The sequence below is a fragment of the Vibrio tubiashii ATCC 19109 genome (genome assembly GCF_000772105.1).
Classification (GTDB): domain Bacteria; phylum Pseudomonadota; class Gammaproteobacteria; order Enterobacterales; family Vibrionaceae; genus Vibrio; species Vibrio tubiashii.
The window spans coordinates 2,409,079-2,434,233 of sequence record NZ_CP009354.1 but is presented as its reverse complement, the minus strand read 5'-3'; the positions used below and the strand labels follow the sequence as shown (position 1 = coordinate 2,434,233).

Here is a 25,155-nt window from a genome sequence, read left to right as displayed (position 1 = left end):
TCCAGCTCTCCAGCTCTCCAGCTCTCCAGCTCTCCAGCTCTCCAGCTCTCCAGCTCTCCAGCTCTCCAGCTCTCCAGTTTGGCATACATATTGCAAAATCTAAGTCAGATGTTCAGTTAACGCTGATTTTAAAAGGTTTCTTGGGGGCAATATGTCGTCTGATCTTCTGAATCTTGGTTCGCAAAGCGTTCTCACAGCTCAGAGACAACTAAACACCACCGGTCATAACATCTCTAATGTGAATACAGAGGGTTATAGCCGTCAGTCGGTGATACAAGGCACAAATATGCCACGCCAATATGGCGGGGAAACCTATGGTATGGGCGTTCATGTGGAAAAAGTTCGCCGCTCGTGGGATCAGTTTGCCGTTAATGAACTGAATGTTTCCACCACCAATTACGCCCATAAAGTCGATGACGAAGCTAATTTGGAAATGCTTTCCAATATGTTGTCGTCGGTTGCTTCGAAAAAAATTCCAGAAAACCTCAACGAGTGGTTTGATGCCGTGAAGTCATTGGCTGATAGCCCGAATGATGTGGGTGCGCGTAAAGTTGTGCTTGAAAAAGCAAACTTGATTACTCAGAACCTAAATGACTTCCATGAAACTGTTCGTCGTCAGTCGGATGTGACTAACAAGAAGCTTGATTTGGGTATCGAGCGTGTAAACCAGCTTGCATTAGAGATCAGAGATTTACATCGCCTTATGATGCGTACGCCTGGTCCGCATAATGACTTGATGGATACGCATGAGAAGCTTATCGCTGAACTCTCTGAGTACACCAAAGTTACCGTAACACCGCGCAAAAACGCAGAAGGTTTTAATGTTCATATTGGTAACGGGCATACCTTGGTGTCTGGTACCGAAGCCAGTGAACTAAAAATGATTGATGGCTATCCAGATGTTCATCAACGTCGCTTAGCCATGATTGAAGGTAAGGGCATCAAAGCGATCACCACCAAAGATATTGATGGAAAAATCGGTGCCATGCTAACAATGCGTGACGAGAAGATTCCTCAGTTAATGGATGAGCTTGGTAAGCTTGCAACTTCCTTCTCTTATGAAGTCAATAGCTTACAGTCCCAAGGTCTAGATTTACGCGGAAACATTGGTGGGTTGATGTTCACTGATGTGAACTCCGATTTTATTGCAGAGTCCCGTGTTGTCACGTCCTCTAACTCAAAAGCGGACTTGGCGGTTTATATCGAAGACACCAGTCAGCTCATTGGCGGGCAATACTCTTTGCAATATGTGGGGGGGGACTATTATGTCACTCGTCCATCAGGAGAGCAGTTTATTGTTCCGGTTGTCGATAATGCTATCGCTTTAGATGGTTTGAGAATTGATATTCGCAACGGTTTAGAGGCCGGTGAAAGAGTACTTATTCGCCCTACTCGAAGCGGTGCTGCTCAGATGCAAATGGCGACCAATGATCCTAGTGATATTGCCGCGCAAAGTTATGAAGCCTCTACAACCTTTGCTCAAGGTAGTGCGGAATTTAGCATTGCTAAAGCAGGTGATTTACGAGAGTTTGAAGTGATTATTTCACCTGATGGTCAGCAGTTTGCTGTAACGGATACTAAAGGGAATATTTTACTTCAACCACAAGCTTATCCACCTAGTGGTGCTGTAACAGTCCAGGGTACCTCATTTGAGCTTACTGGAGGCGCTCTGCCGAATGATAAGTTTACGGCAAACCTTGTCCCCTCTGAAGGTGACAACGGCAACCTACTAAAAATGCAAAACATCCAAACGGATAAAAAGCTTAATGATGGTGAGTCGACCATTCTCGACATTTACCACAACCTCAATACCGATGTCGGTCTTCAAATGTCTACGGCTTCGCGCTTAACCGATGTTTCTCGTTTGGAGAAAGAAGCCGCCCAAGAAAGAGTTGCATCGATTTCAGGTGTTAACTTGGATGAAGAAGCGGCCAACATGATGAAGTTTCAGCAAGCTTATATGGCGTCGTCGCGCATCATGCAGGCGGCTAACGACACTTTTAATACCATTCTTGCGCTGAGATAAGGAGGCATAAATGATGAATCGTATTTCTAGCTTCCATAATTATCAGTCGGTGCAGAACGACTTACGTCGCTCGGAAGCAAAAGTGCATCACAACCAAGCGCAATTAGCATCGGGTAAAAAATTAATGAAAGCGAGTGACGATCCACTCGCAACGCATTACATACAGAACATTGGTCAGCAGAAAGAGCAACTGCGTCAGTTTACTGATGCAATTACCCTTTCCCGTAATCGCCTAGAGCATCATGAAGTCATTATCTCTAATGCGGAAGATTATGCTGATGAAGCAAAACGAACCGTAATGGAAATGATCAATGGTTCACTATCACCGGAAGACCGTTTCGCTAAACGTCGTGAATTGCAGGAAATCGCGGATAACTTCTTGAATTTGGTAAACGTTCAGGATGAGTCTGGGAACTATATTTTTGCTGGAACTAAGCCAAAGAATCAGCCTTTCTTTCGTGATAAAGATGGTGATGTGGTGTATGCCGGCGATGATTATCAACGCAAGATGAAAATCTCTAACAGTTTAGAAATGCCAATTAACGATCCAGGCAGCAAATTGTTTATGGAGATTGATAACCCGTTTGGTGATTTCGAGCCTAAATACAATCTAAATGAGACTTCAGAGCTTTTACTCGAGCGCGCGAACAACATCAACCCAGATGACACCTCTACTTATAAGGTGACGTTTGTTGATATGCCCGATGGAAAATACGGTTATCAACTTGAGCGTGATGGTGCAGTGGTAAAAGCCGATACCTTCGACCCTGCCGTGGGTATTAAGTTCGAAGATGTGTCTATTCAGGTTAAAGGGCAAATTACTAAAGGTGATCAAATTACTTTAGAGCCCAAACGCACATATAGCATTTTTGAAACCTTTCAAGATGCGATGGCATTGTCGCAAGGTTCTGTGTCTGACACATCCAACACCGCCCAGTTACACCGAGTTGTGGAAGAATTTCACTCTGCTTTTATTCACTTGAACAAGGCACGTACAGATGTGGGTGCTCGATTAAGTACGCTAGACATTCAAGAAGAGCAGCATGATGACTTCAATATGACATTGGCCAAATCCAAAAGTAATTTTGAAGATCTTGATTATGCTGAAGCGATCATTGAGTTCAATGAGAACTCGCGTGCGCTTCAGGCATCTCAACAGGCATTTGGTAAAACCAAAGACCTAACACTATTTAATTACATCTAAGCTCAAAGCCTTATGTGCTATGCCGTAAGTGCGAGATAGAAACAGCTATTGGAAAAACGACCACAGTAGTAGTGGCAATCTAGTGGCAAAAGGGCGGCAATGAGTTTGCCGCTTTAAGTGGGTGATATTTGTTCAATGCGAGCAAATTATAAACTTACCTTTTAAGTTACTAATAAATATAAGGAAATTAATTTATTTAGTAACCATTTTAAAACTGGCACATAACTTGAATTGAGTTAGGGCAGAGTTAAACAAATTAGTTTTAAGTAGGCAATAGATCTACTTAGCAAGTCATTTACGGTCAGTGCTTCCAAATGAGACAAAGCTGGCCGCTTCGCAAGCACTTGCGAACTCAATAGGAGAGCAAAGTATGACCATTACAGTAAATACTAACGTGTCGGCGATGACCGCTCAGCGTTACCTGAATAAGGCGACTGGAGAGTTAAATACCTCCATGGAACGTCTATCTTCAGGTCAAAGAATTAACAGTGCGAAAGATGATGCGGCGGGCCTACAAATTTCGAACCGATTGACTGCTCAGTCTCGTGGTTTAGATGTGGCGATGCGCAATGCAAATGACGGCATCTCGATCGCTCAAACAGCGGAAGGTGCGATGAATGAGTCGACTTCGATTCTTCAACGTATTCGTGACTTGTCACTGCAATCGGCTAACGGTACTAACTCGGCATCTGAGCGCCAAGCATTGCATGAAGAAGTCTCTGCTCTGCAAGATGAGCTTAACCGAATCGCAGAAACAACGTCATTTGGTGGCCGGAAGCTACTAAATGGTTCATTTGGTGAAGCATCATTCCAAATCGGCGCAAGTTCTGGTGAGGCCATTATTATGGGCTTGACTAGTATCCGTGCGGATGATTTCCGTATGGGTGGTCAGTCTTTTATTTCTGCGCCTGAGCAGGCAAAAGATAAAGACTGGGGAGTTCCTCCAACGGCTAAAGATCTGAAGTTTGAGTTTACAACTAAAGATGGTGAAGCTGTGACGTTAGATGTTATTGCCAAAGAGGGTGATGATATTGAAGAGCTAGCAACCTACATCAATGGTCAAACAGACAAACTAAAAGCATCTGTAGACCAAGACGGTAGACTGCAAATCTTTGCCGCGGAACCAAACCTTCAGGGTAACTTGAATATTTCAGGTGGTCTTGCAGGGGAACTTGGTCTAAGTGGCGGGCCGGGTGTTCAAACCTCAGTACAGAACATTGATGTTCGCTCAGTAGGTGGTGCGCAAAATGCGGTCGGCATTATTGATGCGGCTCTTAAGTATGTGGATTCACAACGTGCGGACTTAGGTGCGAAACAAAACCGTCTGAGCCACAGTATCAACAACTTAGCTAACATCCAAGAAAACGTTGAAGCATCGAACAGTCGAATCCGCGATACAGACTTCGCGAAAGAGACGACGGCGATGACCAAAGCACAAATTCTGCAACAAGCGGGTACATCAATACTTGCTCAAGCAAAACAGTTGCCTAACTCTGCAATGTCACTATTGCAGTAATAGTCAAATTTTACACTGACAATAACCTAGACGTAGGGTCTGTGTGATTTTGACGGCAAACATAGGTGATCAGGTAATGGAGCTCTCTCTCACACCTGCTCCATAACTGGAGTCACTTATGTAGCACGGCAGCCAGGCTGTGATCATTTCTCTCGATCTCCATATTGGCATTGGCTACCAAATAGCCCCGGTTCTCTCAAAGGAAAGGGGCTTTTCTTTTGCCTAAAGAAAACTCTACCTCCTTTTTCTTACTCCCATCTATTTCAAAGTCGCGCATTATCGGCTGAAATCAAAAAATCTTTAGCAATTGATTTCATATCTGTCGGTTGTGTCAATATCTCCTTCTAATCGTTAGGTTTTTAAAATATTTGCCAATTTAGCTCTAAAGATAATCAATTTAACGTCGTTAATAAGGTTACTTTGAGAGAACTAATTGGTTTACCGAGACGTCGGAAACCCTTTACCTCCGGTGTACGGAAATCAATAGGAGAAACCACTATGGCGGTTAATGTAAATACAAACGTTTCGGCAATGACAGCACAACGTTATTTAAACAGTGCGACTACTGCCCAACAAACGTCGATGGAAAGACTTTCATCTGGCTTTAAGATTAACAGCGCAAAAGACGATGCGGCAGGTCTTCAGATCTCTAACCGTTTGAATGTGCAAAGCCGTGGCTTAGATGTCGCAGTACGTAACGCGAATGATGGTATTTCGATGGCACAAACCGCTGAAGGTGCGATGAACGAAACGACTAACATTCTGCAACGTATGCGTGACTTGTCACTTCAATCTGCTAACGGTTCTAACTCTAAGTCTGAGCGTGTTGCTATCCAAGAGGAAGTAACGGCTCTAAACGATGAGCTAAATCGTATTGCTGAAACCACTTCATTTGGTGGTAACAAGCTACTGAACGGTACATTTGCTACCAAATCATTCCAGATTGGTGCGGATAATGGTGAGGCAGTAATGCTAACCATGAACAACATGCGTAGTGATAACACTATGATGGGTGGTAACACCTACGTAGCGGCTAATGGTCAAGATAAAGATTGGGGGGTGACGGCCGGTTCAAATGATCTAACGATTGCACTTACTGACAAGTTCGGCCAAGCTCAAAACGTTACCATTAATGCCAAAGAAGGTGATGATATCGAAGAGCTAGCCACTTACATCAACGGTCAAACAGACCTAGTTACAGCATCTGTTGACGAAGATGGTAAGCTACAGTTGTTCACGGATAACAACCGAGTTGAAGGTGTTGCGACTTTTGGTGGCGCACTTGCTGGTGAGCTAAGTATTGGTGCAGCGCAAGCAGTTACAGTCGACACGATGGATGTGACAACTGTTGGTGGTTCGCAACAAGCCGTCGCGATTGTCGACTCAGCACTTAAGTTTGTTGATAGCCACCGTGCTGAGCTTGGTGCATTCCAAAACCGTTTCAACCATGCGATTAACAACTTAGACAACATCAACGAAAACGTGAACGCGTCTAAGAGCCGTATCAAGGATACAGACTTTGCGAAAGAGACAACGGCACTTACTAAGTCTCAGATCCTATCGCAAGCATCAAGTTCTGTTCTTGCACAAGCAAAGCAAGCGCCCAACTCAGCGTTGGGGCTTTTAGGCTAAAGAGTTAGTCTCTTAGCACAACAAAAGTCATGACTTAATTAAAATCCAGCTTCGGCTGGATTTTTTATGCTTGCAGTTGTTCAAAACGCGTTGTGTAGGATACGTAATGGCGGTTAGCAGAATAGTGGTGATACCAACCAGAATAAATATCTGATCATCTATCAGGAATAGGTCTGAAATGTAGCGGTGAGTATGTTGCAGATAAAGGAAAACCCAGCTAAATAGCCGGGTTTCTTTAAATAATGGTGCGGAAGGAGAGACTTGAACTCTCACACCTTGCGGCGCCAGAACCTAAATCTGGTGCGTCTACCAATTCCGCCACTTCCGCAACAAGTCTGTATTCATATTGCTAATTGGTAAAAGCAATACGAAGTTGTAAATGGTGGCTACGACGGGATTCGAACCTGTGACCCCATCATTATGAGTGATGTGCTCTAACCAGCTGAGCTACGTAGCCAATGGTGCGGAAGGAGAGACTTGAACTCTCACACCTTGCGGCGCCAGAACCTAAATCTGGTGCGTCTACCAATTCCGCCACTTCCGCATAAATATGGCTGTAGTCTTCAGGATGGTGCGGAAGGAGAGACTTGAACTCTCACACCTTGCGGCGCCAGAACCTAAATCTGGTGCGTCTACCAATTCCGCCACTTCCGCATCTTGAAACTACATGATCATGTGTATAACTACAGACGATCGAAATAAATGGTGGCTACGACGGGATTCGAACCTGTGACCCCATCATTATGAGTGATGTGCTCTAACCAGCTGAGCTACGTAGCCAAATGGTGCGGAAGGAGAGACTTGAACTCTCACACCTTGCGGCGCCAGAACCTAAATCTGGTGCGTCTACCAATTCCGCCACTTCCGCATCAATTTTGTGTTCATCCCGCTAATTGGTAAAAGCGTAATGAAGTTGTATGGCAGGCTACTTAGAGCCGAACCAGGGACAATAGACGAGGCATCAAAAGATGTTATCCACTGAACCTATAAATAGTGGCAGGTCTACCTGGATTCGAACCAGGGAATGGCGGCATCAAAAGCCGCTGCCTTACCGCTTGGCGATAGACCTGCAGTGCTCTAATTAAAGAGACTTCAAATAATGGTGCGGAAGGAGAGACTTGAACTCTCACACCTTGCGGCGCCAGAACCTAAATCTGGTGCGTCTACCAATTCCGCCACTTCCGCATCAATTTTGTGTTCATATCGTTCAATTGGTGAGAACCATATGAAGTTGTAGTGGCAGGTCTACCTGGATTCGAACCAGGGAATGGCGGCATCAAAAGCCGCTGCCTTACCGCTTGGCGATAGACCTGCAGTGCTCTAACTAAAGAGACTTCAAATAATGGTGCGGAAGGAGAGACTTGAACTCTCACACCTTGCGGCGCCAGAACCTAAATCTGGTGCGTCTACCAATTCCGCCACTTCCGCATCAATTTTGTGTTCATATCGTTCAATTGGTGAGAACCATATGAAGTTGTATGGCAGGCTACTTAGAGCCGAGCCAGGGACAATAGACGAGGCATCAAAAGATGTTATCCACTGTACCTATAAATAGTGGCAGGTCTACCTGGATTCGAACCAGGGAATGGCGGCATCAAAAGCCGCTGCCTTACCGCTTGGCGATAGACCTGCAGTGCTCTAATTAAAGAGATTTCAAATAATGGTGCGGAAGGAGAGACTTGAACTCTCACACCTTGCGGCGCCAGAACCTAAATCTGGTGCGTCTACCAATTCCGCCACTTCCGCATCAATTTTGTGTTCATCCCGCTAATTGGTAAAAGCGTAATGAAGTTGTATGGCAGGTCTACCTGGATTCGAACCAGGGAATGGCGGCATCAAAAGCCGCTGCCTTACCGCTTGGCGATAGACCTGCAGTGCTCTAACTAAAGAGACTTCAAATAATGGTGCGGAAGGAGAGACTTGAACTCTCACACCTTGCGGCGCCAGAACCTAAATCTGGTGCGTCTACCAATTCCGCCACTTCCGCAACAAGTTTGTGTTCATCCCGCTAATTGGTAAAAGCGTAATGAAGTTGTAATGGCAGGTCTACCTGGATTCGAACCAGGGAATGGCGGCATCAAAAGCCGCTGCCTTACCGCTTGGCGATAGACCTGCAGTGCTCTAACTAAAGAGACTTCAAATAATGGTGCGGAAGGAGAGACTTGAACTCTCACACCTTGCGGCGCCAGAACCTAAATCTGGTGCGTCTACCAATTCCGCCACTTCCGCATCAATTTTGTATTCATACCGCTAATTGGTAAAAGCCATATGAAATTGTAAATGGTGGCTACGACGGGATTCGAACCTGTGACCCCATCATTATGAGTGATGTGCTCTAACCAGCTGAGCTACGTAGCCACTCGTGAGCGAGACAATATAAACTCTCTAGCTCTTAGTGACAAGCCCTTTTTTAATTAGGCTCGACACCCTGAATAGTGGCAGGTCTACCTGGATTCGAACCAGGGAATGGCGGCATCAAAAGCCGCTGCCTTACCGCTTGGCGATAGACCTGCAGGTATAGCTATAAAAGCTATAAAATATGGTGCGGAAGGAGAGACTTGAACTCTCACACCTTGCGGCGCCAGAACCTAAATCTGGTGCGTCTACCAATTCCGCCACTTCCGCATCAATTCCTAACGACTTTAAAAGAAAAGTGTTTAGGAATGGTGGCTACGACGGGATTCGAACCTGTGACCCCATCATTATGAGTGATGTGCTCTAACCAGCTGAGCTACGTAGCCATACCATATTTTTGTTCTCTCCGATTCGTTGCCTTATCGTTGGGAACGGCGCGCATTATGCGAAGTTGAGGCAAAGCCGTCAATAGTTTTTTTGAATAAATCCTCAGAAATCAACCGTTCGGTTTCTTTTTAAACAAAGAGGCGTGTTAATGATCGAAAACTGATAACAAATTGACATCACTTGGAAGAGTTAATTTGTTTCTTTGTTAAAGGGCAATAAAAAAGCCAGCGTAAGTGCTGGCTTTTAAAGTCAATGACTTGGACGCAAATTAAACGTTGAAACGGAAGTGAACAACATCGCCATCTTTTACGATGTAATCTTTACCTTCTAAACGCCATTTACCTGCATCTTTCGCACCGCTTTCACCATTAAACTGGATAAAGTCATCGTAACCAACAACTTCAGCTCGAATGAAGCCTTTCTCGAAGTCAGTGTGGATCTTACCCGCTGCTTGAGGCGCTGTTGCACCTACAGGGATAGTCCATGCACGAACTTCTTTAACGCCAGCAGTAAAGTAAGTGTGTAGCGTTAATAGCTCGTAGCCTGAACGGATCACGCGGTTAAGGCCCGGTTCTTCAATGCCCATATCTGCAAGGAACTCTTCACGATCTTCATCGTCAAGCTCAGAAAGTTCAGATTCGATTGCTGCACATACTGCAACAACGACGTTGTTCTCTTTCTCTGCGTATTCACGTACAGCGTCTAGGTACGGGTTGTTCTCGAAACCATCTTCGTTAACGTTAGCGATGTACATGGTTGGCTTAAGCGTTAGGAAGTTTAGGTAACCCACTGCTGCAAGCTCTTCTTTTGATAGCTCAACGGTACGCGCCATGCCACCTTCAGTTAGAACTGGAAGTAGTTTCTCAAGTACGGTCAGTTCAAACTTCGCGTCTTTGTCGCCACCTTTGGCTTTCTTAGCATTACGCTGAATCGCGCGCTCACAAGAATCTAGGTCAGCCATTGCAAGTTCTAGGTTGATCACCTCGATGTCTTCGATTGGTGATACTTTACCTGCAACGTGAACGATGTTTTCATTTTCAAAACAGCGTACAACGTGACCGATCGCGTCAGTTTCGCGGATGTTTGCTAGGAATTTGTTACCTAAACCTTCACCACGTGAAGCACCAGCAACGAGGCCCGCGATATCAACGAATTCCATTGTGGTTGGTAGTACTTTTTGTGGGTTAACAATCTTTGCTAGTGCGTCTAAGCGCAGATCTGGCACAGGTACTACACCTGTGTTTGGCTCGATAGTACAAAACGGGAAGTTTGCCGCTTCGATACCTGCTTTAGTGAGTGCATTAAACAGAGTTGACTTACCTACGTTTGGTAGACCAACGATGCCACATTTAAAACCCATGATAGTAACCTTATTCAGCTTTGAACGTGTGTAAACGATTTTGCGCTTTTGATAGACCATCCTTAATCAGGATGTCTAAACAACGAACAGATTCATCTGCCGCTGCATCAAGAAGCTCTTGTTCTTTTGCTGGGGCTTTGCCTAAAACAAATCCAGCAACTTTGTCTTTGTGCCCAGGATGACCAATGCCGATCCTAAGGCGATAGAAATCTTTGCAATTACCAAGCTTACTAATGGTGTCGCGTAAGCCGTTATGTCCACCGTGGCCACCGCCTTTCTTAAACTTTGCGACACCTGGTGGTAGATCTAGCTCATCGTGCGCAACCATGATCTCTTCAGGTTTAATTTGATAAAACTTCGCTAAAGCAGCAATAGATTTACCTGAGAGGTTCATAAAAGTGGTTGGGATAAGCAAACGGAGATCCTGACCGTTAACCATAATTCGCCCTGTCATTCCAAAGTACTTGGCTTCGTTCTTTAGAGTGACGTTGTGAATACGTGCGAGTTCTTCTACTACCCATGCCCCCGCATTGTGACGGGTTCTGGCATATTCAGGCCCAGGATTAGCAAGGCCGACAAGAAGTTTAATTTGTTGACTCAAGGTTAGGATCTCTCTTGGAATCTCAAAAAGCGCAGTATGATAGCATACAATTCTTGTCTCGGGCGAGACGAGCAATAAGCACAAATAAAAAAACACCCCAAGAAGGGGTGTTTTCAATTCGATTTAACCGCAGTGGCGATTAGTTGAACATCGCTGAGATTGACTCTTCATTGCTGATGCGACGGATTGCTTCAGCAAGCATGCGAGAAAGGCTTAGACAAGTCACTTTACCTGTCGCTTCCATCTCTTTTGGTAGTGTGATTGAGTCAGTCACGATAACTTGGTCTAGCACTGAGTTACCGATGTTTTGAGCTGCGTTGCCTGAGAATACAGCGTGAGTTGCGTAAGCGAATACACGCTTAGCACCGCGCTCCTTTAGCGCTTCAGCTGCTTTACATAGCGTACCGCCTGTATCGATCATGTCATCAACGATCACACAGTCGCGACCTTCAACATCACCGATTAGGTTCATCACTTCAGAAACGTTAGCACGTGGACGGCGCTTATCAACGATAGCAATATCGATGTCACCTAGTGCTTTTGCAGTTGCACGAGCACGAACAACACCACCTAGGTCTGGAGATACCACTACTGGGTTCTCTAGGCCGCGAGCTTCCATGTCTTCTAGCAGTACAGGTGTACCGAAGATGTTGTCAACTGGAACATCGAAGAAGCCTTGGATTTGCTCAGCGTGAAGGTCGATTGTTAGAACGCGGTCAACGCCAACGTTAGAAAGGAAATCTGCAACAACTTTAGCAGTGATTGGCACACGAGCAGAACGTACACGACGGTCTTGGCGAGCGTAACCAAAGTAAGGGATAACTGCTGTAATACGGCCCGCTGAAGCGCGGCGCATTGCGTCAATCATCACTACAAGTTCCATTAGGTTGTCGTTAGTTGGTGCACAAGTAGATTGGATGATGAAAACATCACTACCACGTACGTTTTCGTTGATTTGAACAGCGACTTCGCCATCAGAAAAACGAGAAACAGTAGCATCACCAAGAGAGATGTATAGACGATCAGCAATACGTTGGGCTAGTTCAGGTGTAGCGTTACCAGCAAATAGCTTCATATCAGGCACGGTGGAAACCTCAGGGTTGCGTCCAGTTTTTAAATAGATTGTGAGTGGGCTAAGCGATACTTAGCCAGTGTCTCGTATAAAGGCGAAATATTCTTGCCTTTAGCGACAAATGCGGAGACAGTGTCTGGCAGTTTCCCGAGAGTAGTTTCAGCTTCATTTTTGCTCGAAAACTCGGCAAAAACGCATGATCCCGTCCCGGTCAACCGCGACGGCGCGTATTGTAGCAGCCAAGAAAGTTGCTTATCAACCTCTTGGTACAGCATTCGAACAATTTTTTCGCAATCGTTTCCGTAATTACCCTCAAGAAGGGCTGCTAGCGTACGTTTTGGCGTGTTTCGCGTTAAACCAGGGTGAGTGAAAATATCGACAGTGGCAATCGAAACATTAGGTCTGACGACTAAGTACCATTTTTCATCAGGCTGTGCAGGAGTCAGCTCTTCACCGACACCTTCCGCAAAGGCCGCAAATCCGCGTGTAAAGACGGGGACATCCGCCCCAAGCTTTAATCCGATCTCTGCCAGTTCATCTTCAGAGAGGTCTGTTTGCCAAAGATGATTCAGGGCGACAAGCGTCGTTGCAGCGTTTGATGACCCGCCACCAATACCGCCTCCCATTGGAAGGATTTTGTTAAGTTTAATATGAGCACCGAAAGGACAACCTGACTTTTGCTTCAGAGCGGTTGCGGCTTTCCAGATTAGATTATCTTCAAGCGCAACACCTGGTATCTGTGGGGATAGGGTAATGTCGCCCTTAATGTTGGCGGTGATGGTGAGATCGTCGCCATGATCAAGGAACTGAAATAAGGTTTGCAGTTCGTGATAGCCATTGTCACGGCGTCCGGTGATGTAAAGAAACAGATTGAGTTTTGCTGGAGAAGGCCAGTGAGTGGTTTCCGAGATCATTGGTTTGTATTCCACTTCGAAATAATGATGTTTATAGAGATATCGCCTTGTATGAGCTTCATCTTTTTCGGTAATGGGAGAGCAATACCGTCGATTAGCACATCTTGATAACTGGCGTAATTAAGCTGCCATACTTGGGCGCCCACTTGCTTGGTTAAAGATGCAAGGGTGTTGGTTTGGTTCAATTGGTAGTCATCGGCTTGAGTTGGTCGACCTAACATCCAATCATTGAGTTGCTCTACAGGAATGTTTAGCCCCGTCAGCTGCTTTATCAATGCTTCTGGGCTGGAAGCGTAAAAGGTTTGATCATCATAAGTTTCGACGCTAGCACCATCCAGAGTGGATTTTAGGTTAAGCGCAGTTTGACCGAGAAAGGTGGTCATTCTTAAATGGGTTAATGTCGGAGAGTGAGCCCATTGGAAGTTAAGTGACTGCCGTTGCTCAGGGGCAATGTAGCCGAGTTTGCCATTGGCTCGGTAATCTTGAATGGTGGCTAAACGTTGTTGGTGAGTTTGCCACTCGACATTGGTGGTGCTGTCAATGGTTGCACAACCATGCAAAAACAGTGTGCCGACGAGCAAGAGAAAAATAGATCGAAAATGTTTCACCATTGCTGATTATTTATCCAGTTTTAGCCAAAGTATCTGCTCACTATATCATTGAAATCACGAACTCAAGAAAACATATCCTGATTCCCCTTTCAATAAACGGGGGCATCAAGTAAAATTCCGACCTTATTTGTCCATTGTCTGATTCAGAGAACCAACGATACATGTCTTTGCTTGCTATAGGTATCAACCATAATACGGCCTCAGTCGAACTTCGTGAAAAAGTCGCGTTTGGTCCGGAAAAGTTACCTGAAGCGTTAGACCAGCTCGGCCAAAACCAAAACGTAAATGGAAGTGTGATTGTTTCTACATGTAATCGCACCGAAATCTATTGCGATGTGAAAAGTGGTGGCAAGAGCAAAATCATTGATTGGTTAAGTCAGTTTCATCAAGTTAGTCCTGAAGATCTCAAACCCAGTCTTTATATCCATGAAGAGCAAGCTGCGATTCGTCATTTAATGCGAGTCTCGTGTGGCTTGGACTCTTTGGTACTGGGTGAGCCTCAAATCTTAGGACAGGTGAAACAAGCCTATTCTGACTCAAGAGAGAGTAAAGCAGTGGATGCGGCAATGGAGAAGCTGTTTCAAAAAGCTTTCTCGGTTGCTAAGCGAGTTCGCACTGAAACAGACATTGGTGGCAACGCCGTTTCTGTTGCTTATGCAGCATGTACTCTCGCAAAGCATATTTTTGAATCGCTAGAGAAGTCAACAGTGTTACTGGTTGGCGCGGGTGAAACCATTGAATTGGTGGCCAAGCACCTTGCGGGCAATGGTTGTAGCAAGATGATCGTCGCAAACCGTACTAAGGAGCGCGCGCTTCCTTTAGCCGAGCAATTTGGCGCTGAAATTATTGGTTTGCCTGAAATTCCTGAGCATCTGCCTCGTGCAGATATCGTTATCAGTTCAACCGCCAGCCCACTACCTATTATTGGTAAAGGGATGGTCGAAACGGCATTAAAAGCGCGTCGTTTCCAACCTATGCTGTTGGTCGACATTGCTGTCCCTCGTGATATTGAATCGCAAGTGGGTGAGCTAAATGATGCTTACCTTTACTCTGTTGATGACCTGCAAACTATTGTTGATAGCAACATGGAGCAGAGAAAAATCGAAGCGATTCAGGCGGAAGCGATTGTCAGTGAAGAAAGTGCGGCATTTATGTCGTGGATGCGTTCTCTACAAGCTGTTGACAGTATTCGAGAGTACCGTCAGTCAGCGAACGACATTCGAGAAGAGCTTCTCAATAAAAGTTTACAGTCTCTCGCAGCGGGTGCGGATGCAGAAAAAGTTCTGCTAGAGCTAAGTAATAAATTAACTAACAAGTTGATTCATGCTCCAACCCGCGCACTGCAAAGTGCCGCCGAGAAAGGCGAGCCTGCAAGGCTTGCTACTATTAGACAAAGTTTAGGTCTTGATCATTCTTAGGCATAAGAGTGACAGACTTCATTAGACCCCTGAGTTAAAGAAAACTATGAAAGCCTCTATTTTAACTAAGCTAGAAACCCTGGTTGAGCGTTACGAAGAAGTTCAACATCTACTTGGCGATCCTGATGTGATCGGTGACCAAGATAAATTCCGCGCGTTATCAAAAGAGTACTCTCAGCTAGAGGAAGTCACTAAGTGTTTCCAAGCTTATCAGCAAGCCCAAGAAGATCTGGTCGCTGCTGAAGAGATGGCAAAAGAAGATGACGAAGAAATGCGTGAAATGGCTCAGGAAGAGATCAAAGAAGCGAAAGAGACGATTGAGCGTCTAAATGACGAACTGCAAATCTTACTGCTACCTAAAGATCCTAATGATGACCGTAACTGTTTCCTAGAAATCCGCGCGGGTGCGGGTGGTGACGAAGCGGGTATCTTCGCAGGCGACCTGTTCCGCATGTATAGCAAGTTTGCTGAAAAGAAAGGTTGGCGCGTCGAAGTGATGTCTTCAAATGAAGCAGAGCATGGCGGTTACAAAGAGATGATCGCGAAAGTCTCTGGTGATGGCGCTTATGGCGTATTGAAGTTTGAGTCAGGCGGTCACCGTGTACAACGTGTTCCAGCAACCGAATCGCAAGGCCGTGTTCATACTTCTGCGTGTACCGTAGCGGTTATGGCAGAGATTCCAGAAGCGGAAATCCCAGAAATCAAAGCAGCAGACCTTAAGATCGATACATTCCGTGCATCAGGCGCGGGTGGTCAGCACGTTAACACCACTGACTCGGCGATTCGTATTACTCACTTACCAACAGGTACAGTTGTAGAGTGTCAGGACGAACGTTCACAGCATAAGAACAAAGCGAAGGCGATGGCTGTTCTCGCGGCTCGTATTATTCAAGCAGAAGAAGCGAAACGCGCGGCTGAAGAGTCTGATACACGTCGTAATCTTCTAGGCTCTGGTGATCGTAGTGACCGTATTCGTACCTATAACTACCCTCAAGGCCGTGTTTCAGACCACCGTATTAACCTAACCATCTATCGCCTAAACGAAGTGATGGAAGGTGAGGTAGCAAGCTTGATTGATCCGGTTATTCAGGAGCACCAAGCGGATCAGTTAGCTGCGCTAGCAGAGAACAACTAAACCAATGTCGGCTGACAACAGTGTTGAAAGCACACTAAAAAAGGCCGTACAGCAACTTCAGGAGAGTGGCAGTGATTCGCCCTCTCTTGATGCCGCGGTGCTTCTTTGCCACGCCTTAGATAAACCCCGTTCGTTTCTGTTGACTTGGCCAGACAAAATTCTCGAGGCTGAGCAGCTTAGTGACTTTCAAAATCTATTGCAGCGTAGATTAAACGGTGAGCCGATTGCCTATATCACGGGTGAACGTGAATTTTGGTCATTGCCGTTAAAAGTCTCCCCGACGACTCTGATTCCAAGACCAGATACAGAGCGCTTGGTTGAGGTTGCTTTGGATAAAGCGTTATTAAATCAGGGTGATATCCTCGATTTAGGAACGGGGACAGGTGCGATCGCTTTGGCGTTAGCCTCTGAACTTCCAAGCCGGAATGTTTGGGGGGTAGATCTTAAAACAGATGCCCAGCAACTCGCTCAATCTAATGCAACAGCCCTCAACTTAACCAATACCCAATTCTTAGCCGGTAGTTGGTTTGAGCCTCTACCCAGTGGCACAGAGTTTGCTCTGATTGTATCCAATCCTCCTTATATTGAGAAAGAAGATCCGCATCTGACTCAAGGAGATGTGCGCTTTGAACCGTTAAGTGCTTTGGTGGCTGAAGAGAAAGGTCTCGCAGACATCAGACACATCGCAACACAAGCGAGATCCTATCTCATCAATGAGGGGTGGCTGATGTTCGAGCATGGATTTGAACAGGGTGAGGCGGTAAGGAACTTATTATTATCACTTGGCTACGACCAAGTGGAAACCTACAAGGACTATGGTGACAACGACCGAGTAACTATCGGCCAATACCACCACTGAAGTAAGAGAGACTATCAATGTACGAAGGTTTAAAACATTTTCACCTGCTCACTATCGCCATCAGCGCTACATTATTATCGGTACGATTTGCCATGATGATGGCGAATTCACAACTGTTAGAAAAGAAGTTCTTCAAAGTATTCCCGCACATTAATGATACGTGCTTACTGTTATCAGGTATTGGCTTGATCTTCATTACTGGTTTTATTCCATTTACCCCAGCTGCACCTTGGCTGACAGAAAAGATTACTTGTGTCTTGGCTTATATTGCACTTGGTTTCTTCGCCCTAAAACTTGGCAAGAATAAGCTGCTAAGAACCTTCTCATTCTTTGGTGCATTAGGATGGCTTGCGATGGCAGGTAAAGTTGCTGTCACTAAGACGCCGATGTTCTTTGGATAATATTTTTTGGTTAACGAGGTTATGACAACCCATATGCTTGAGTTATTTGATGAAGACTTTGACGCCATGGAGCTTGCTGAAGGTGCACTGGCGTTAAATAAAGCGATCAATCCTCAAACCCAAGTCCATTGGGCAGAAGCAGAGTTAAGTCGGCTGGTACAAGAAGCTGAACTTGCTCTGGTTCATGAAGTGAACGACAAGCAGCGCTTTGAATCCCTATTGCGTCTCTTCTACTACGAGTGGGGGTTCCAAGGGGATAGAGAAAGCTATTTTCATTCAGAAAATGGTTTTGTCGATAAAGTGCTTGAAACCCGTAAAGGCATTCCTGTCAGCTTAGGGGCAATTTTACTCTATATTGCCCGTAAACTCGGCTTTCCTCTGGTAGGGGTAACTTTCCCAACTCAGTTTCTTGTTAAGCTTGAGTGGTATGGTGAGAAGCCGCTGTACATTAATCCATTCAATGGGGAGTATGTGACGGAGCATACGCTTGGTGCTTGGTTAATCGGTCACAAAGGCCCTCTTGCTAAGCTAGAATCGAAGCACCTATTAGAGACGGATAACCCAACGGTCATTGGTCGATGGTTAGCCTTACTGAAAAGTGCTCTGCTTAGAGAAGAGCGCTATACTTTGGCGTTAAAGTGTACCGATCTTGCGCTGACCTTCGTCCCTGATGACCCATATGAAATTCGCGATCGTGGATTTATTTATCAGCAGCTTGATTGTCATCAAATTGCATTGAGTGATTATCAGTATTTTATCGACCAGTGCCCTGATGACCCAGCAGCCGAATTGCTCAAAAATCAAGTCAACGCCATGAGTGAAACTCAGGTGACCTTACATTAAGTCCATCTCTTCGGAGCTGGCACGACATCGAAATAGAGAGAAGAACATGGAACAGAAAATTGTTCACGTTGGTGATATTCCAGTAGCGAACGACAAGCCATTCACGCTGTTTGCAGGCATGAACGTTCTAGAATCGCGCGATCTTGCAATGCAGATTTGTGAGCACTACGTAAAAGTCACAGAAAAGCTAGGTATTCCTTACGTATTCAAAGCGTCATTTGATAAAGCAAACCGTAGCTCTGTGCACTCTTATCGTGGTCCTGGCTTAGAGGAAGGGATGAAAATCTTCCAAGAGCTGAAAGACACCTTTGGCGTTAAGATCATCACTGATGTTCACACTGAAGAACAAGCGCAGCCAGTGGCTGATGTGGTTGATGTTATTCAACTTCCTGCGTTCTTAGCTCGTCAAACTGACCTTGTTGAAGCAATGGCAAAAACAGGTGCAGTGATCAATGTTAAGAAGCCTCAGTTTATGAGCCCAGGTCAGGTTGGTAACATCGTCGACAAGTTCAGCGAGTGTGGTAATGAGAACATCATTCTATGTGAACGTGGCTCTTGCCATGGTTACGACAACCTAGTCGTTGATATGCTTGGCTTTGGCGTCATGAAGAAAGCGTCTAACGGTAGCCCAATCATCTTTGATGTAACACACTCACTTCAGATGCGTGACCCTTCTGGTGCTGCTTCTGGTGGCCGCCGTGAGCAAACTGTTGAGCTAGCAAAAGCGGGATTAGCGACAGGTATTGCAGGTCTGTTTATCGAAGCACACCCGAACCCAGATCAAGCCCGTTGTGATGGTCCATCTGCTTTGCCGCTGGATAAACTAGAGCCGTTCCTAGCGCAAATGAAAGCACTTGATGATCTGATCAAAGGTTTTGACCATATCGATATTAAGTAGTGCTCAATATTGAATTTAAACAAGCCAGCTAATTTGCTGGCTTTTTTGTTCTTGGTTCTTCATCAATTAATAGCCCATAATCACCTGTCTACAATCAAATAAATTAAAGTTGTTATAATATAACAATTGTGCGCTCGTTTAGCTCCTGATTATCCGATGAAAATTCTAATCCTGTTGCCCTTGCTAAATTAATTTCTCGATATTTGTTTTGTTATAACATAACGAAAAGTGGTCGTGTTTGGTTGTTAACATTCACGAAGTTCGCCTTTTATGTTGATTAAATAACCTAAGTCACAATAGCGCTTAAAACGTTATTTCTCTCAGACAAACGTTTGCTTGTGATCTTATATTTGCGCCTGTGTAATTCTGGGCATTTATTACATGATTAATGGTTATTAAGAGTGATCCAGTCATCATAAATATGAAATTCAAGTGTCACTTTCGTCACCTTAATTTAAACTAGTTCAAGTTTTACTGCTCTCTCAGCCTGTTATTTTCCAAGTCTGTCTATTCACAGAGAGCAGTATAAAAAAGCAGTGGAAACCCCTAAAAGTTCAAAAGGTATGACAATGAAGCAAGGCCTGATCGTAAAAAGCGCTATTAGCGCAGCTATCCTGGCAACTCTAGCTGGTTGTGCAACGGCACCACAACACGAGTGGGAAGCAGACAAAACTTATAAGTTGACTGTTCTACACACTAACGACCACCACGGTCGCTTCTGGCAGAACAAATACGGCGAGTACGGCATGGCTGCTCGTAAAACACTGATTGATGAGCTTCGCGCAGAGATCGCTGCAGAAGGTGGTAGCTCGCTATTGCTATCTGGTGGTGACATCAACACTGGTGTTCCAGAGTCAGATCTACAAGATGCTGAACCAGATTTCAAAGGTATGAGCAAAATTGGTTACGATGCAATGGCACTTGGTAACCACGAGTTTGATAACCCTCTTGAAGTTCTAATGAAACAGAAAGAGTGGGCGAACTTCCCAATGCTTTCTGCAAACATCTACGACAAAGAGACTGGCGAGCGTATGTTCCAGGCTTACGAGATGTTTGATCTACAGGGTATTAAAGTTGCCGTTATCGGTCTAACGACAGAAGATACGCAGAAAATCGGTAACCCAGAATTTATCGGTGGCATCGATTTCCGTGACCCGAAAGAAGAAGCGAAGCAGCTAATCGCTGAGCTTGAGAAAACTGAAAAACCAGATCTTATCTTCGCGGTTACTCATATGGGTCACTACGAAGATGGTAAGCGTGGCGTAAACGCACCTGGTGATGTAGCACTAGCTCGTTACCTAGATGAAGGTTCTCTAGATATGATCGTTGGTGGTCACTCGCAAGAACCTGTATGTATGGAAGCGCCAAACGTTGTTAAGAAAAACTTCAAGCCTTCTGATGAGTGTAAGCCAGACCTACAAAACGGCACCTACATTGTTCAGGCGCACGAGTGGGGTAAATATGTAGGCCGTGCTGATTACGAATTCCGTAACGGCGAGCTACAAATGGTGAGCTACGACCTAATCCCAGTTAACCTGAAGAAGAAGGTTAAAATTGACGGTAAGAAGCAGCGTGTTCTTATCGAAGATGAGATTGCAGAAGATACAGAACTGCTAGAATTCCTACGCCCTTACCAAGAGAAAGGTAAAGCGCAGCTAGACGTTAAGATTGCTGAAACTAACGGCAAGCTGGAAGGTGACCGTAACGTGGTTCGTTTCCAACAAACTAACCTAGGTCGTCTAATCGCAACGGCTCACATGGAGCGCGCGAAAGCTGACTTTGCTGTTATGAACTCTGGTGGTGTGCGTGATTCTATCGCTGCGGGTGAAGTGACATACAAAGACGTACTGACGGTACAACCATTTGGCAATATCCTGACTTACACAGACATGTCTGGTCAAGAAGTGATGGATTACCTAAACGTTGTTGCAACTAAGCCGGTAGACTCTGGTGCATATGCTCAGTTCGCAGGTATCTCGATGACAGTTGCTGATGGTAAAGTTTCAAACGTGTTCATCGGTGGCAAACAGCTTCGCCTAGATGAGACGTACCGCTTTACAGTGCCTAGCTTCAACGCATCAGGCGGTGACGGCTACCCTAAACTAATGGGTCACCCAGGTTTTGTTAACACTGGTTTCGTTGATGCAGAAGTACTAAAAGAGTACCTAGAGTCAAATAGCCCTATCGATGTGAACAAATACGCACCATCAGGTGAGATTGTTTACAAGTAAGTTGACACCAACTTATAACGGTCTTTAAGCTAAAGCGCTGCTCAAATGAGCAGCGCTTTTTGTTTGTCTAAAGTTGGAGGGAATATGACTCCTGCAATAAATCTCGCTAAGAAGAAAAAAATTGCTCACACCATTCACCAGTACCATCATGACCCTAGAGCTGTAAGCTATGGTTTAGAGGCGGTAGAGGCTCTTGGGCAAAACCCTGAACAGGTCTTCAAAACCTTGCTATTTTGCTTAAATGGAGAGCCGAAAAACCTCGCGGTGGCGGTGATCCCCGTTGACCAGAAGCTCAACCTAAAGCAGGCAGCCAAAGCGGCAAAAAGCAAAAAGGCAGAGATGGCTAATCCGGACATAGCGCAGAAAACCACAGGGTATGTCGTGGGGGGCATCAGCCCACTTGGACAAAAAAAGGCTCTACCAACGTTTATCCATCAAAGTGCCGTTGGACAAGAAACGATTTGTGTCAGTGCAGGTAAGCGAGGTTTGGAAATTGAATTATCACCGCAAGATTTAGCAAGCCTAACCCGCGGTCAGTTTGCCGAGTTGTGTGGGTAGGGGGTTAGGGAACGGACTTCGTCCTTCGGGATTTTGGAACGGGCTGCGCCCTATGGAACACTTCGTTTCGGGAAAGCGGGATCGGGCTTTGCCCTGCTAGAAGTTCTATAGAGTGTTGACAGGACTTGTCCTTTGGAAGACACAGTTTTCCAGTTTTCCAGTTTTCCAAAAAAGGGTTGACGCAAAATGCCAACCCTGAAAAAACTCTCCGATTCTCGAATCTACTTCGTTTCTTCTTCCATTTGCGCATTATCCACGACGTGGTTCTCGCCTAAATCTTTTGGTAGAACTAGGTTAAGTAGAATCGCCACGATACCACACAGGCTAACACCTTGTAGGCTGAACTCACCGATACCGAAAGCCATGCCACCGATACCAAACACCAGGGTAATTGCAACGATGACTAGGTTGCGAGACTTGTGAAGGTCAACATTGTTCTTAATCAGCGTGTTTAAACCTACCGTCGCAATCGAACCAAACAATAGGATCATGATGCCACCCATAACAGGCATAGGGATGGTTTGTAGCACAGCACCGAGTTTCCCAACTAACGCGAGAACAATGGCACTTACTGCAGCCCATGTCATGATGACTGGGTTAAACGCTTTGGTCAGCATGACTGCGCCAGTTACCTCAGAGTAGGTGGTATTTGGCGGAGCACCAACCATTGACGCAGCGATAGTCGCCACCCCGTCACCGGTAATCGTGCGATGTAAACCTGGTTTCTTAATGTAGTTTTTGCCCGTCACGTTCGAAATTGCCAGCATATCGCCAACGTGTTCTACAGCCGGAGCAATCGCGACCGGAATCATAAATAGGATCGCGTTGATGTTAAATTCAGGCGTTGTAAAGTTTGGTAGAGCAAACCAAGCCGCTTCATGTACTGGTGCAAAATCGACAATGCCGTAGCCAAGACTCAGTGTGTAGCCAACAACAATGCCGCCTAGAATAGGGGTTAGTTTTAGGAAACCTTTGGCGAACACACTTAAAACAATCGTGGTAAGCAGCGAAGCCACTGAAATAACCAGTGAAGCGTCTGCGTCGATCACTTGAGATCCGTCTACCTTACCCAGCGCCATGTTGACTGCGACTGGAGCCAGACCCAAACCGATAACCATGATTACAGGGCCGACCACAACCGGTGGAAGTAGTTTGTGAATGATTTCAACGCCACGTACTTTGATCAGTGCACCCATCGCAACGTAGACAAAACCTGCTGCCATTAGGCCACCCATGGTCGCAGGGACGCCCCAAGTTTGCACACCGTAAAGGATAGGAGCGATAAAAGCGAATGAAGAAGCAAGGAAGATAGGAACAGAGCGGCGGGTTACAAGTTGAAATAAAAGGGTTCCGACACCTGCACCAAATAGAGCAACACTAGGATCTAATCCTGTCAGCAATGGAACTAATACAAGAGCCCCAAATGCGACAAACAACATCTGAGCACCTTGAATGGCGTTTTTCATGGGTTATTCCTTTAAGTGGCAAAGCTAAAAGCAGTATGAAACTGCTCAACAAAAATAAAATTCGCGGGATTTTATCATTATGCCAAACGTTTGCAATCTGAACTGGATCAAATAATTCACTATTTATCTATTCGTCAATGTGATGGCTTTGTGAAGGGAAATTTAGAATCAAGCTAAGTTTCTAGACCTTTAGTTGCTCCGGTCTCGATAGTTGCTTATCATCAACGTTTAACGTGTAAGAAACTGATCTTAGGAAGTGTATGCGTCATCTAGCTTTGTTCATTTTGGGTCTGGTCGCTCTACCTGCATTGGCTTTAACCAATGTCAACCTATACCAAACGGAAGTTGTATTAGACCAAGCGGCTGACAATGCCGATGCCAAAGCGCGAGCTGAAGGCATGAAAGAAGTGATAGTGCGTGCTTCTGGCGACCGTAATGCGGTGTCTAATGAAGTGGTTCAAAAGGCGCTTAAACAGAGTTCTCAATACGTGGCTCAACTTAGCTACGGTCAAGTTAATGAGCAGCAATCATTACGCATGGTGTTTAGTGCGCCTCATATTCGTTCACTATTGAGTCAAGCTCAGTTGCCGATTTGGCCTGCCGCTCGTGCGAATTTATTGGTTTGGTTAGTCGAAGAAGGGCAAGCGGATCGCAACATCATTTGGGAGCACTCACCATCATTGGTGTTAGACCAAATGAAGCAGCAAGCAGCAAAGCGCGGCCTGCCACTCACCGTACCTGTCGGTGATTTCGATGATATCACTGGTGTTGCAGTCTCCGATTTGTGGGGTGGTTTCATCCAACCTGTTGGCCAAGCCAGTCAGCGTTATCCAGTTGATGGTGTGCTGGTGGTGAAAGCGCAAGGCAATAGCTTAAGATGGACCTTATATGATCAGCGTCCTGCTTCAATTGGTGTTACTCGTCAGGCTCCTTTAGCAGGGTCTAACAATGGTATCGATGCTGCGGATAAAATGATCAACCAGATCAGTGATTACTATGCTAAGAAGAGCGCGGTTGTTGTTGCAAGTGAGTCTTCTGAAGCGGTAAAAGTTCGCTTTACTGAACTCAATGATGCAGTGAGCTTTTTTACTTTAGAGAACCAACTGAAGAAGCTAAGTTCAGTGGCATCGATTGATATCCTTAAAATTCAAGGCAATCAAGTGACATTCAACGTGCACCTACTGTCTACTCAACAAGAGTTTGAACAAGAAGTGCGCCGTATGCGCGATGTGACTCAGCTAGAAAGTGTCACTGATGAGCCGCAAATTATCGCTCCTGAAGTGATTGAGCCTTCTATTGAGACATTACCTGTTGAAGGTGACAACTTAGCTCAAGGCAACGAGGTAGAACCTTTTGAGCCAGTACAGGCTATTGAAGCTGCGCCAGAAGTGATTCCAGCGGAGATGATTTTACTGTTTGAGTGGCAAGGTAAACCTTACGTTGCTCCAGTATCGGACACGTCAGATGTTACCGCACCTATTGAGAGTGAGACCTCTGAGGTAGAGGTTAGCACTCAGTAAGCTTACTAAGTATGATGTCCAGAGCCCGCTATTGAGCTTTCAATAGCGGGCTTTTGCTTATACCAAGCAGAATAAATATCTGATCACTTATTAGTCCTGATTAGCATTATTGTGGTTCACAATGTAAAAGAATTTTGTTGCTGTTTAG

19 protein-coding genes and 20 tRNA genes are annotated in these 25,155 nt (G+C 45.4%); 13 read left to right on the top strand and 26 right to left on the bottom strand.

Annotation, left to right across the window (positions count from 1 at the left end):
- The first annotated feature begins 151 nt into the window (after window positions 1-151).
- From flgK to IX91_RS11040, 4 genes are all read left to right on the top strand, one after another.
- Entirely contained in the window at window positions 152-2,026 is a 1,875-nt protein-coding gene (flgK, locus tag IX91_RS11055) for a flagellar hook-associated protein FlgK (protein ID WP_004746756.1), read from the top strand.
- A gap of 10 nt (window positions 2,027-2,036) precedes the next feature.
- Complete coding sequence (flgL, locus tag IX91_RS11050; RefSeq protein WP_004746753.1) at window positions 2,037-3,230, top strand: flagellar hook-associated protein FlgL; 1,194 nt, start codon at window positions 2,037-2,039, stop codon at window positions 3,228-3,230.
- Window positions 3,231-3,600: 370 nt separating this feature from the next.
- A complete protein-coding gene (locus IX91_RS11045; RefSeq protein WP_004746752.1) occupies window positions 3,601-4,746 on the top strand; it encodes a flagellin in 1,146 nt (381 codons plus the stop codon).
- A gap of 498 nt (window positions 4,747-5,244) precedes the next feature.
- Window positions 5,245-6,378: a flagellin gene (locus tag IX91_RS11040; RefSeq protein WP_004746749.1), complete on the top strand. Its 1,134-nt coding sequence runs from the start codon at window positions 5,245-5,247 to the stop codon at window positions 6,376-6,378.
- Window positions 6,379-6,621: 243 nt separating this feature from the next.
- On the opposite strand, the gene IX91_RS11035 is transcribed toward IX91_RS11040, so the two are convergent.
- The 25 genes from IX91_RS11035 to lolB all read right to left on the bottom strand — a co-directional run bounded on the left by IX91_RS11035 (window position 6,622) and on the right by lolB (window position 13,678).
- Window positions 6,622-6,706 (bottom strand) — tRNA-Leu (locus IX91_RS11035).
- Window positions 6,707-6,758: 52 nt separating this feature from the next.
- Window positions 6,759-6,835, bottom strand: a tRNA-Met gene (locus tag IX91_RS11030).
- A 2-nt stretch (window positions 6,836-6,837) separates the two neighbouring features.
- Window positions 6,838-6,922, bottom strand: a tRNA-Leu gene (locus tag IX91_RS11025).
- 25 nt (window positions 6,923-6,947) lie between these two features.
- Window positions 6,948-7,032, bottom strand: a tRNA-Leu gene (locus IX91_RS11020).
- Window positions 7,033-7,081: 49 nt separating this feature from the next.
- Window positions 7,082-7,158: transfer RNA gene (locus IX91_RS11015), tRNA-Met, on the bottom strand.
- 3 nt (window positions 7,159-7,161) lie between these two features.
- Window positions 7,162-7,246, bottom strand: a tRNA-Leu gene (locus IX91_RS11010).
- Window positions 7,247-7,372: 126 nt separating this feature from the next.
- Window positions 7,373-7,447 (bottom strand) — tRNA-Gln (locus tag IX91_RS11005).
- A gap of 31 nt (window positions 7,448-7,478) precedes the next feature.
- Window positions 7,479-7,563, bottom strand: a tRNA-Leu gene (locus tag IX91_RS11000).
- Window positions 7,564-7,615: 52 nt separating this feature from the next.
- Window positions 7,616-7,690 (bottom strand) — tRNA-Gln (locus IX91_RS10995).
- Window positions 7,691-7,721: 31 nt separating this feature from the next.
- Window positions 7,722-7,806, bottom strand: a tRNA-Leu gene (locus IX91_RS10990).
- Window positions 7,807-7,933: 127 nt separating this feature from the next.
- Window positions 7,934-8,008, bottom strand: a tRNA-Gln gene (locus tag IX91_RS10985).
- 31 nt (window positions 8,009-8,039) lie between these two features.
- Window positions 8,040-8,124: transfer RNA gene (locus IX91_RS10980), tRNA-Leu, on the bottom strand.
- A gap of 50 nt (window positions 8,125-8,174) precedes the next feature.
- Window positions 8,175-8,249 (bottom strand) — tRNA-Gln (locus IX91_RS10975).
- Window positions 8,250-8,280: 31 nt separating this feature from the next.
- Window positions 8,281-8,365: transfer RNA gene (locus IX91_RS10970), tRNA-Leu, on the bottom strand.
- A 51-nt stretch (window positions 8,366-8,416) separates the two neighbouring features.
- Window positions 8,417-8,491: transfer RNA gene (locus tag IX91_RS10965), tRNA-Gln, on the bottom strand.
- Window positions 8,492-8,522: 31 nt separating this feature from the next.
- Window positions 8,523-8,607 (bottom strand) — tRNA-Leu (locus IX91_RS10960).
- Window positions 8,608-8,659: 52 nt separating this feature from the next.
- Window positions 8,660-8,736, bottom strand: a tRNA-Met gene (locus IX91_RS10955).
- A gap of 78 nt (window positions 8,737-8,814) precedes the next feature.
- Window positions 8,815-8,889 (bottom strand) — tRNA-Gln (locus tag IX91_RS10950).
- A gap of 29 nt (window positions 8,890-8,918) precedes the next feature.
- Window positions 8,919-9,003 (bottom strand) — tRNA-Leu (locus IX91_RS10945).
- A 39-nt stretch (window positions 9,004-9,042) separates the two neighbouring features.
- Window positions 9,043-9,119, bottom strand: a tRNA-Met gene (locus IX91_RS10940).
- Window positions 9,120-9,388: 269 nt separating this feature from the next.
- Window positions 9,389-10,480: a redox-regulated ATPase YchF gene (gene ychF, locus IX91_RS10935; protein ID WP_004747089.1), complete on the bottom strand. Its 1,092-nt coding sequence runs from the start codon at window positions 10,478-10,480 to the stop codon at window positions 9,389-9,391.
- A gap of 10 nt (window positions 10,481-10,490) precedes the next feature.
- Complete coding sequence (gene pth, locus IX91_RS10930) at window positions 10,491-11,081, bottom strand: aminoacyl-tRNA hydrolase (protein WP_004747087.1); 591 nt, start codon at window positions 11,079-11,081, stop codon at window positions 10,491-10,493.
- A gap of 139 nt (window positions 11,082-11,220) precedes the next feature.
- Window positions 11,221-12,165, bottom strand: coding sequence for a ribose-phosphate pyrophosphokinase (locus tag IX91_RS10925; protein WP_004747085.1), 945 nt, complete (start codon window positions 12,163-12,165; stop codon window positions 11,221-11,223).
- A gap of 29 nt (window positions 12,166-12,194) precedes the next feature.
- Window positions 12,195-13,067 (bottom strand): 4-(cytidine 5'-diphospho)-2-C-methyl-D-erythritol kinase, encoded by an 873-nt coding sequence (ispE, locus tag IX91_RS10920; RefSeq protein ID WP_004747084.1) that lies wholly within the window; start codon window positions 13,065-13,067, stop codon window positions 12,195-12,197.
- A complete protein-coding gene (lolB, locus tag IX91_RS10915) occupies window positions 13,064-13,678 on the bottom strand; it encodes a lipoprotein insertase outer membrane protein LolB (protein WP_004747082.1) in 615 nt (204 codons plus the stop codon). The genes ispE and lolB overlap by 4 nt, the downstream gene beginning before the upstream one ends.
- A 161-nt stretch (window positions 13,679-13,839) precedes the next feature.
- On the opposite strand from lolB, the gene hemA reads away from it, so the two are divergent.
- The 8 genes from hemA (at window position 13,840) to ybaK (ending at window position 22,021) form a co-directional block, all read left to right on the top strand.
- Entirely contained in the window at window positions 13,840-15,096 is a 1,257-nt protein-coding gene (hemA, locus tag IX91_RS10910; protein WP_004747080.1) for a glutamyl-tRNA reductase, read from the top strand.
- 46 nt (window positions 15,097-15,142) lie between these two features.
- Window positions 15,143-16,231, top strand: coding sequence for a peptide chain release factor 1 (gene prfA, locus IX91_RS10905; RefSeq protein WP_004747078.1), 1,089 nt, complete (start codon window positions 15,143-15,145; stop codon window positions 16,229-16,231).
- A gap of 4 nt (window positions 16,232-16,235) precedes the next feature.
- A complete protein-coding gene (gene prmC, locus IX91_RS10900) occupies window positions 16,236-17,090 on the top strand; it encodes a peptide chain release factor N(5)-glutamine methyltransferase (RefSeq protein WP_004747077.1) in 855 nt (284 codons plus the stop codon).
- A 17-nt stretch (window positions 17,091-17,107) separates the two neighbouring features.
- Window positions 17,108-17,491: a SirB2 family protein gene (locus IX91_RS10895; protein ID WP_004747076.1), complete on the top strand. Its 384-nt coding sequence runs from the start codon at window positions 17,108-17,110 to the stop codon at window positions 17,489-17,491.
- A gap of 33 nt (window positions 17,492-17,524) precedes the next feature.
- Window positions 17,525-18,334, top strand: coding sequence for a SirB1 family protein (locus IX91_RS10890; protein ID WP_004747075.1), 810 nt, complete (start codon window positions 17,525-17,527; stop codon window positions 18,332-18,334).
- A 46-nt stretch (window positions 18,335-18,380) separates the two neighbouring features.
- A complete protein-coding gene (kdsA, locus tag IX91_RS10885) occupies window positions 18,381-19,232 on the top strand; it encodes a 3-deoxy-8-phosphooctulonate synthase (RefSeq protein WP_004747073.1) in 852 nt (283 codons plus the stop codon).
- Between the two features lie 569 nt (window positions 19,233-19,801).
- A complete protein-coding gene (gene ushA, locus IX91_RS10880; protein WP_004747071.1) occupies window positions 19,802-21,463 on the top strand; it encodes a bifunctional UDP-sugar hydrolase/5'-nucleotidase UshA in 1,662 nt (553 codons plus the stop codon).
- Between the two features lie 84 nt (window positions 21,464-21,547).
- A complete protein-coding gene (gene ybaK, locus IX91_RS10875; RefSeq protein ID WP_004747069.1) occupies window positions 21,548-22,021 on the top strand; it encodes a Cys-tRNA(Pro) deacylase in 474 nt (157 codons plus the stop codon).
- Window positions 22,022-22,242: 221 nt separating this feature from the next.
- Here ybaK and IX91_RS10870 read toward each other — a convergent pair whose 3' ends face one another.
- Window positions 22,243-23,487, bottom strand: coding sequence for a uracil-xanthine permease family protein (locus IX91_RS10870; RefSeq protein WP_004747066.1), 1,245 nt, complete (start codon window positions 23,485-23,487; stop codon window positions 22,243-22,245).
- A gap of 260 nt (window positions 23,488-23,747) precedes the next feature.
- Between IX91_RS10870 and IX91_RS10865 the strand changes: the two genes are divergently transcribed.
- Window positions 23,748-25,007 carry a DUF2066 domain-containing protein gene (locus IX91_RS10865; protein WP_004747064.1) on the top strand — a complete coding sequence of 420 codons (1,260 nt, stop codon included), beginning with the start codon at window positions 23,748-23,750 and terminating at the stop codon, window positions 25,005-25,007.
- Window positions 25,008-25,155 lie beyond the last annotated feature (148 nt).

Bases quoted from the DNA above. Each gene is read 5' to 3' on its own strand.
- prfA (WP_004747078.1), top strand. From the start codon at position 15,143: ATGAAAGCCTCTATTTTAACTAAGCTAGAAACCCTGGTTGAGCGTTAC.
- IX91_RS10890 (WP_004747075.1), top strand. From the start codon at position 17,525: ATGCTTGAGTTATTTGATGAAGACTTTGACGCCATGGAGCTTGCTGAA.
- hemA (WP_004747080.1), top strand. From the start codon at position 13,840: ATGTCTTTGCTTGCTATAGGTATCAACCATAATACGGCCTCAGTCGAA.
- IX91_RS10895 (WP_004747076.1), top strand. From the start codon at position 17,108: ATGTACGAAGGTTTAAAACATTTTCACCTGCTCACTATCGCCATCAGC.
- prmC (WP_004747077.1), top strand. From the start codon at position 16,236: ATGTCGGCTGACAACAGTGTTGAAAGCACACTAAAAAAGGCCGTACAG.
- ushA (WP_004747071.1), top strand. From the start codon at position 19,802: ATGAAGCAAGGCCTGATCGTAAAAAGCGCTATTAGCGCAGCTATCCTG.
- IX91_RS11040 (WP_004746749.1), top strand. From the start codon at position 5,245: ATGGCGGTTAATGTAAATACAAACGTTTCGGCAATGACAGCACAACGT.
- flgL (WP_004746753.1), top strand. From the start codon at position 2,037: ATGATGAATCGTATTTCTAGCTTCCATAATTATCAGTCGGTGCAGAAC.
- ychF (WP_004747089.1), bottom strand. From the start codon at position 10,480: ATGGGTTTTAAATGTGGCATCGTTGGTCTACCAAACGTAGGTAAGTCA.
- ybaK (WP_004747069.1), top strand. From the start codon at position 21,548: ATGACTCCTGCAATAAATCTCGCTAAGAAGAAAAAAATTGCTCACACC.
- IX91_RS11045 (WP_004746752.1), top strand. From the start codon at position 3,601: ATGACCATTACAGTAAATACTAACGTGTCGGCGATGACCGCTCAGCGT.
- lolB (WP_004747082.1), bottom strand. From the start codon at position 13,678: ATGGTGAAACATTTTCGATCTATTTTTCTCTTGCTCGTCGGCACACTG.
- kdsA (WP_004747073.1), top strand. From the start codon at position 18,381: ATGGAACAGAAAATTGTTCACGTTGGTGATATTCCAGTAGCGAACGAC.
- IX91_RS10870 (WP_004747066.1), bottom strand. From the start codon at position 23,487: ATGAAAAACGCCATTCAAGGTGCTCAGATGTTGTTTGTCGCATTTGGG.
- ispE (WP_004747084.1), bottom strand. From the start codon at position 13,067: ATGATCTCGGAAACCACTCACTGGCCTTCTCCAGCAAAACTCAATCTG.
- flgK (WP_004746756.1), top strand. From the start codon at position 152: ATGTCGTCTGATCTTCTGAATCTTGGTTCGCAAAGCGTTCTCACAGCT.
- IX91_RS10865 (WP_004747064.1), top strand. From the start codon at position 23,748: ATGCGTCATCTAGCTTTGTTCATTTTGGGTCTGGTCGCTCTACCTGCA.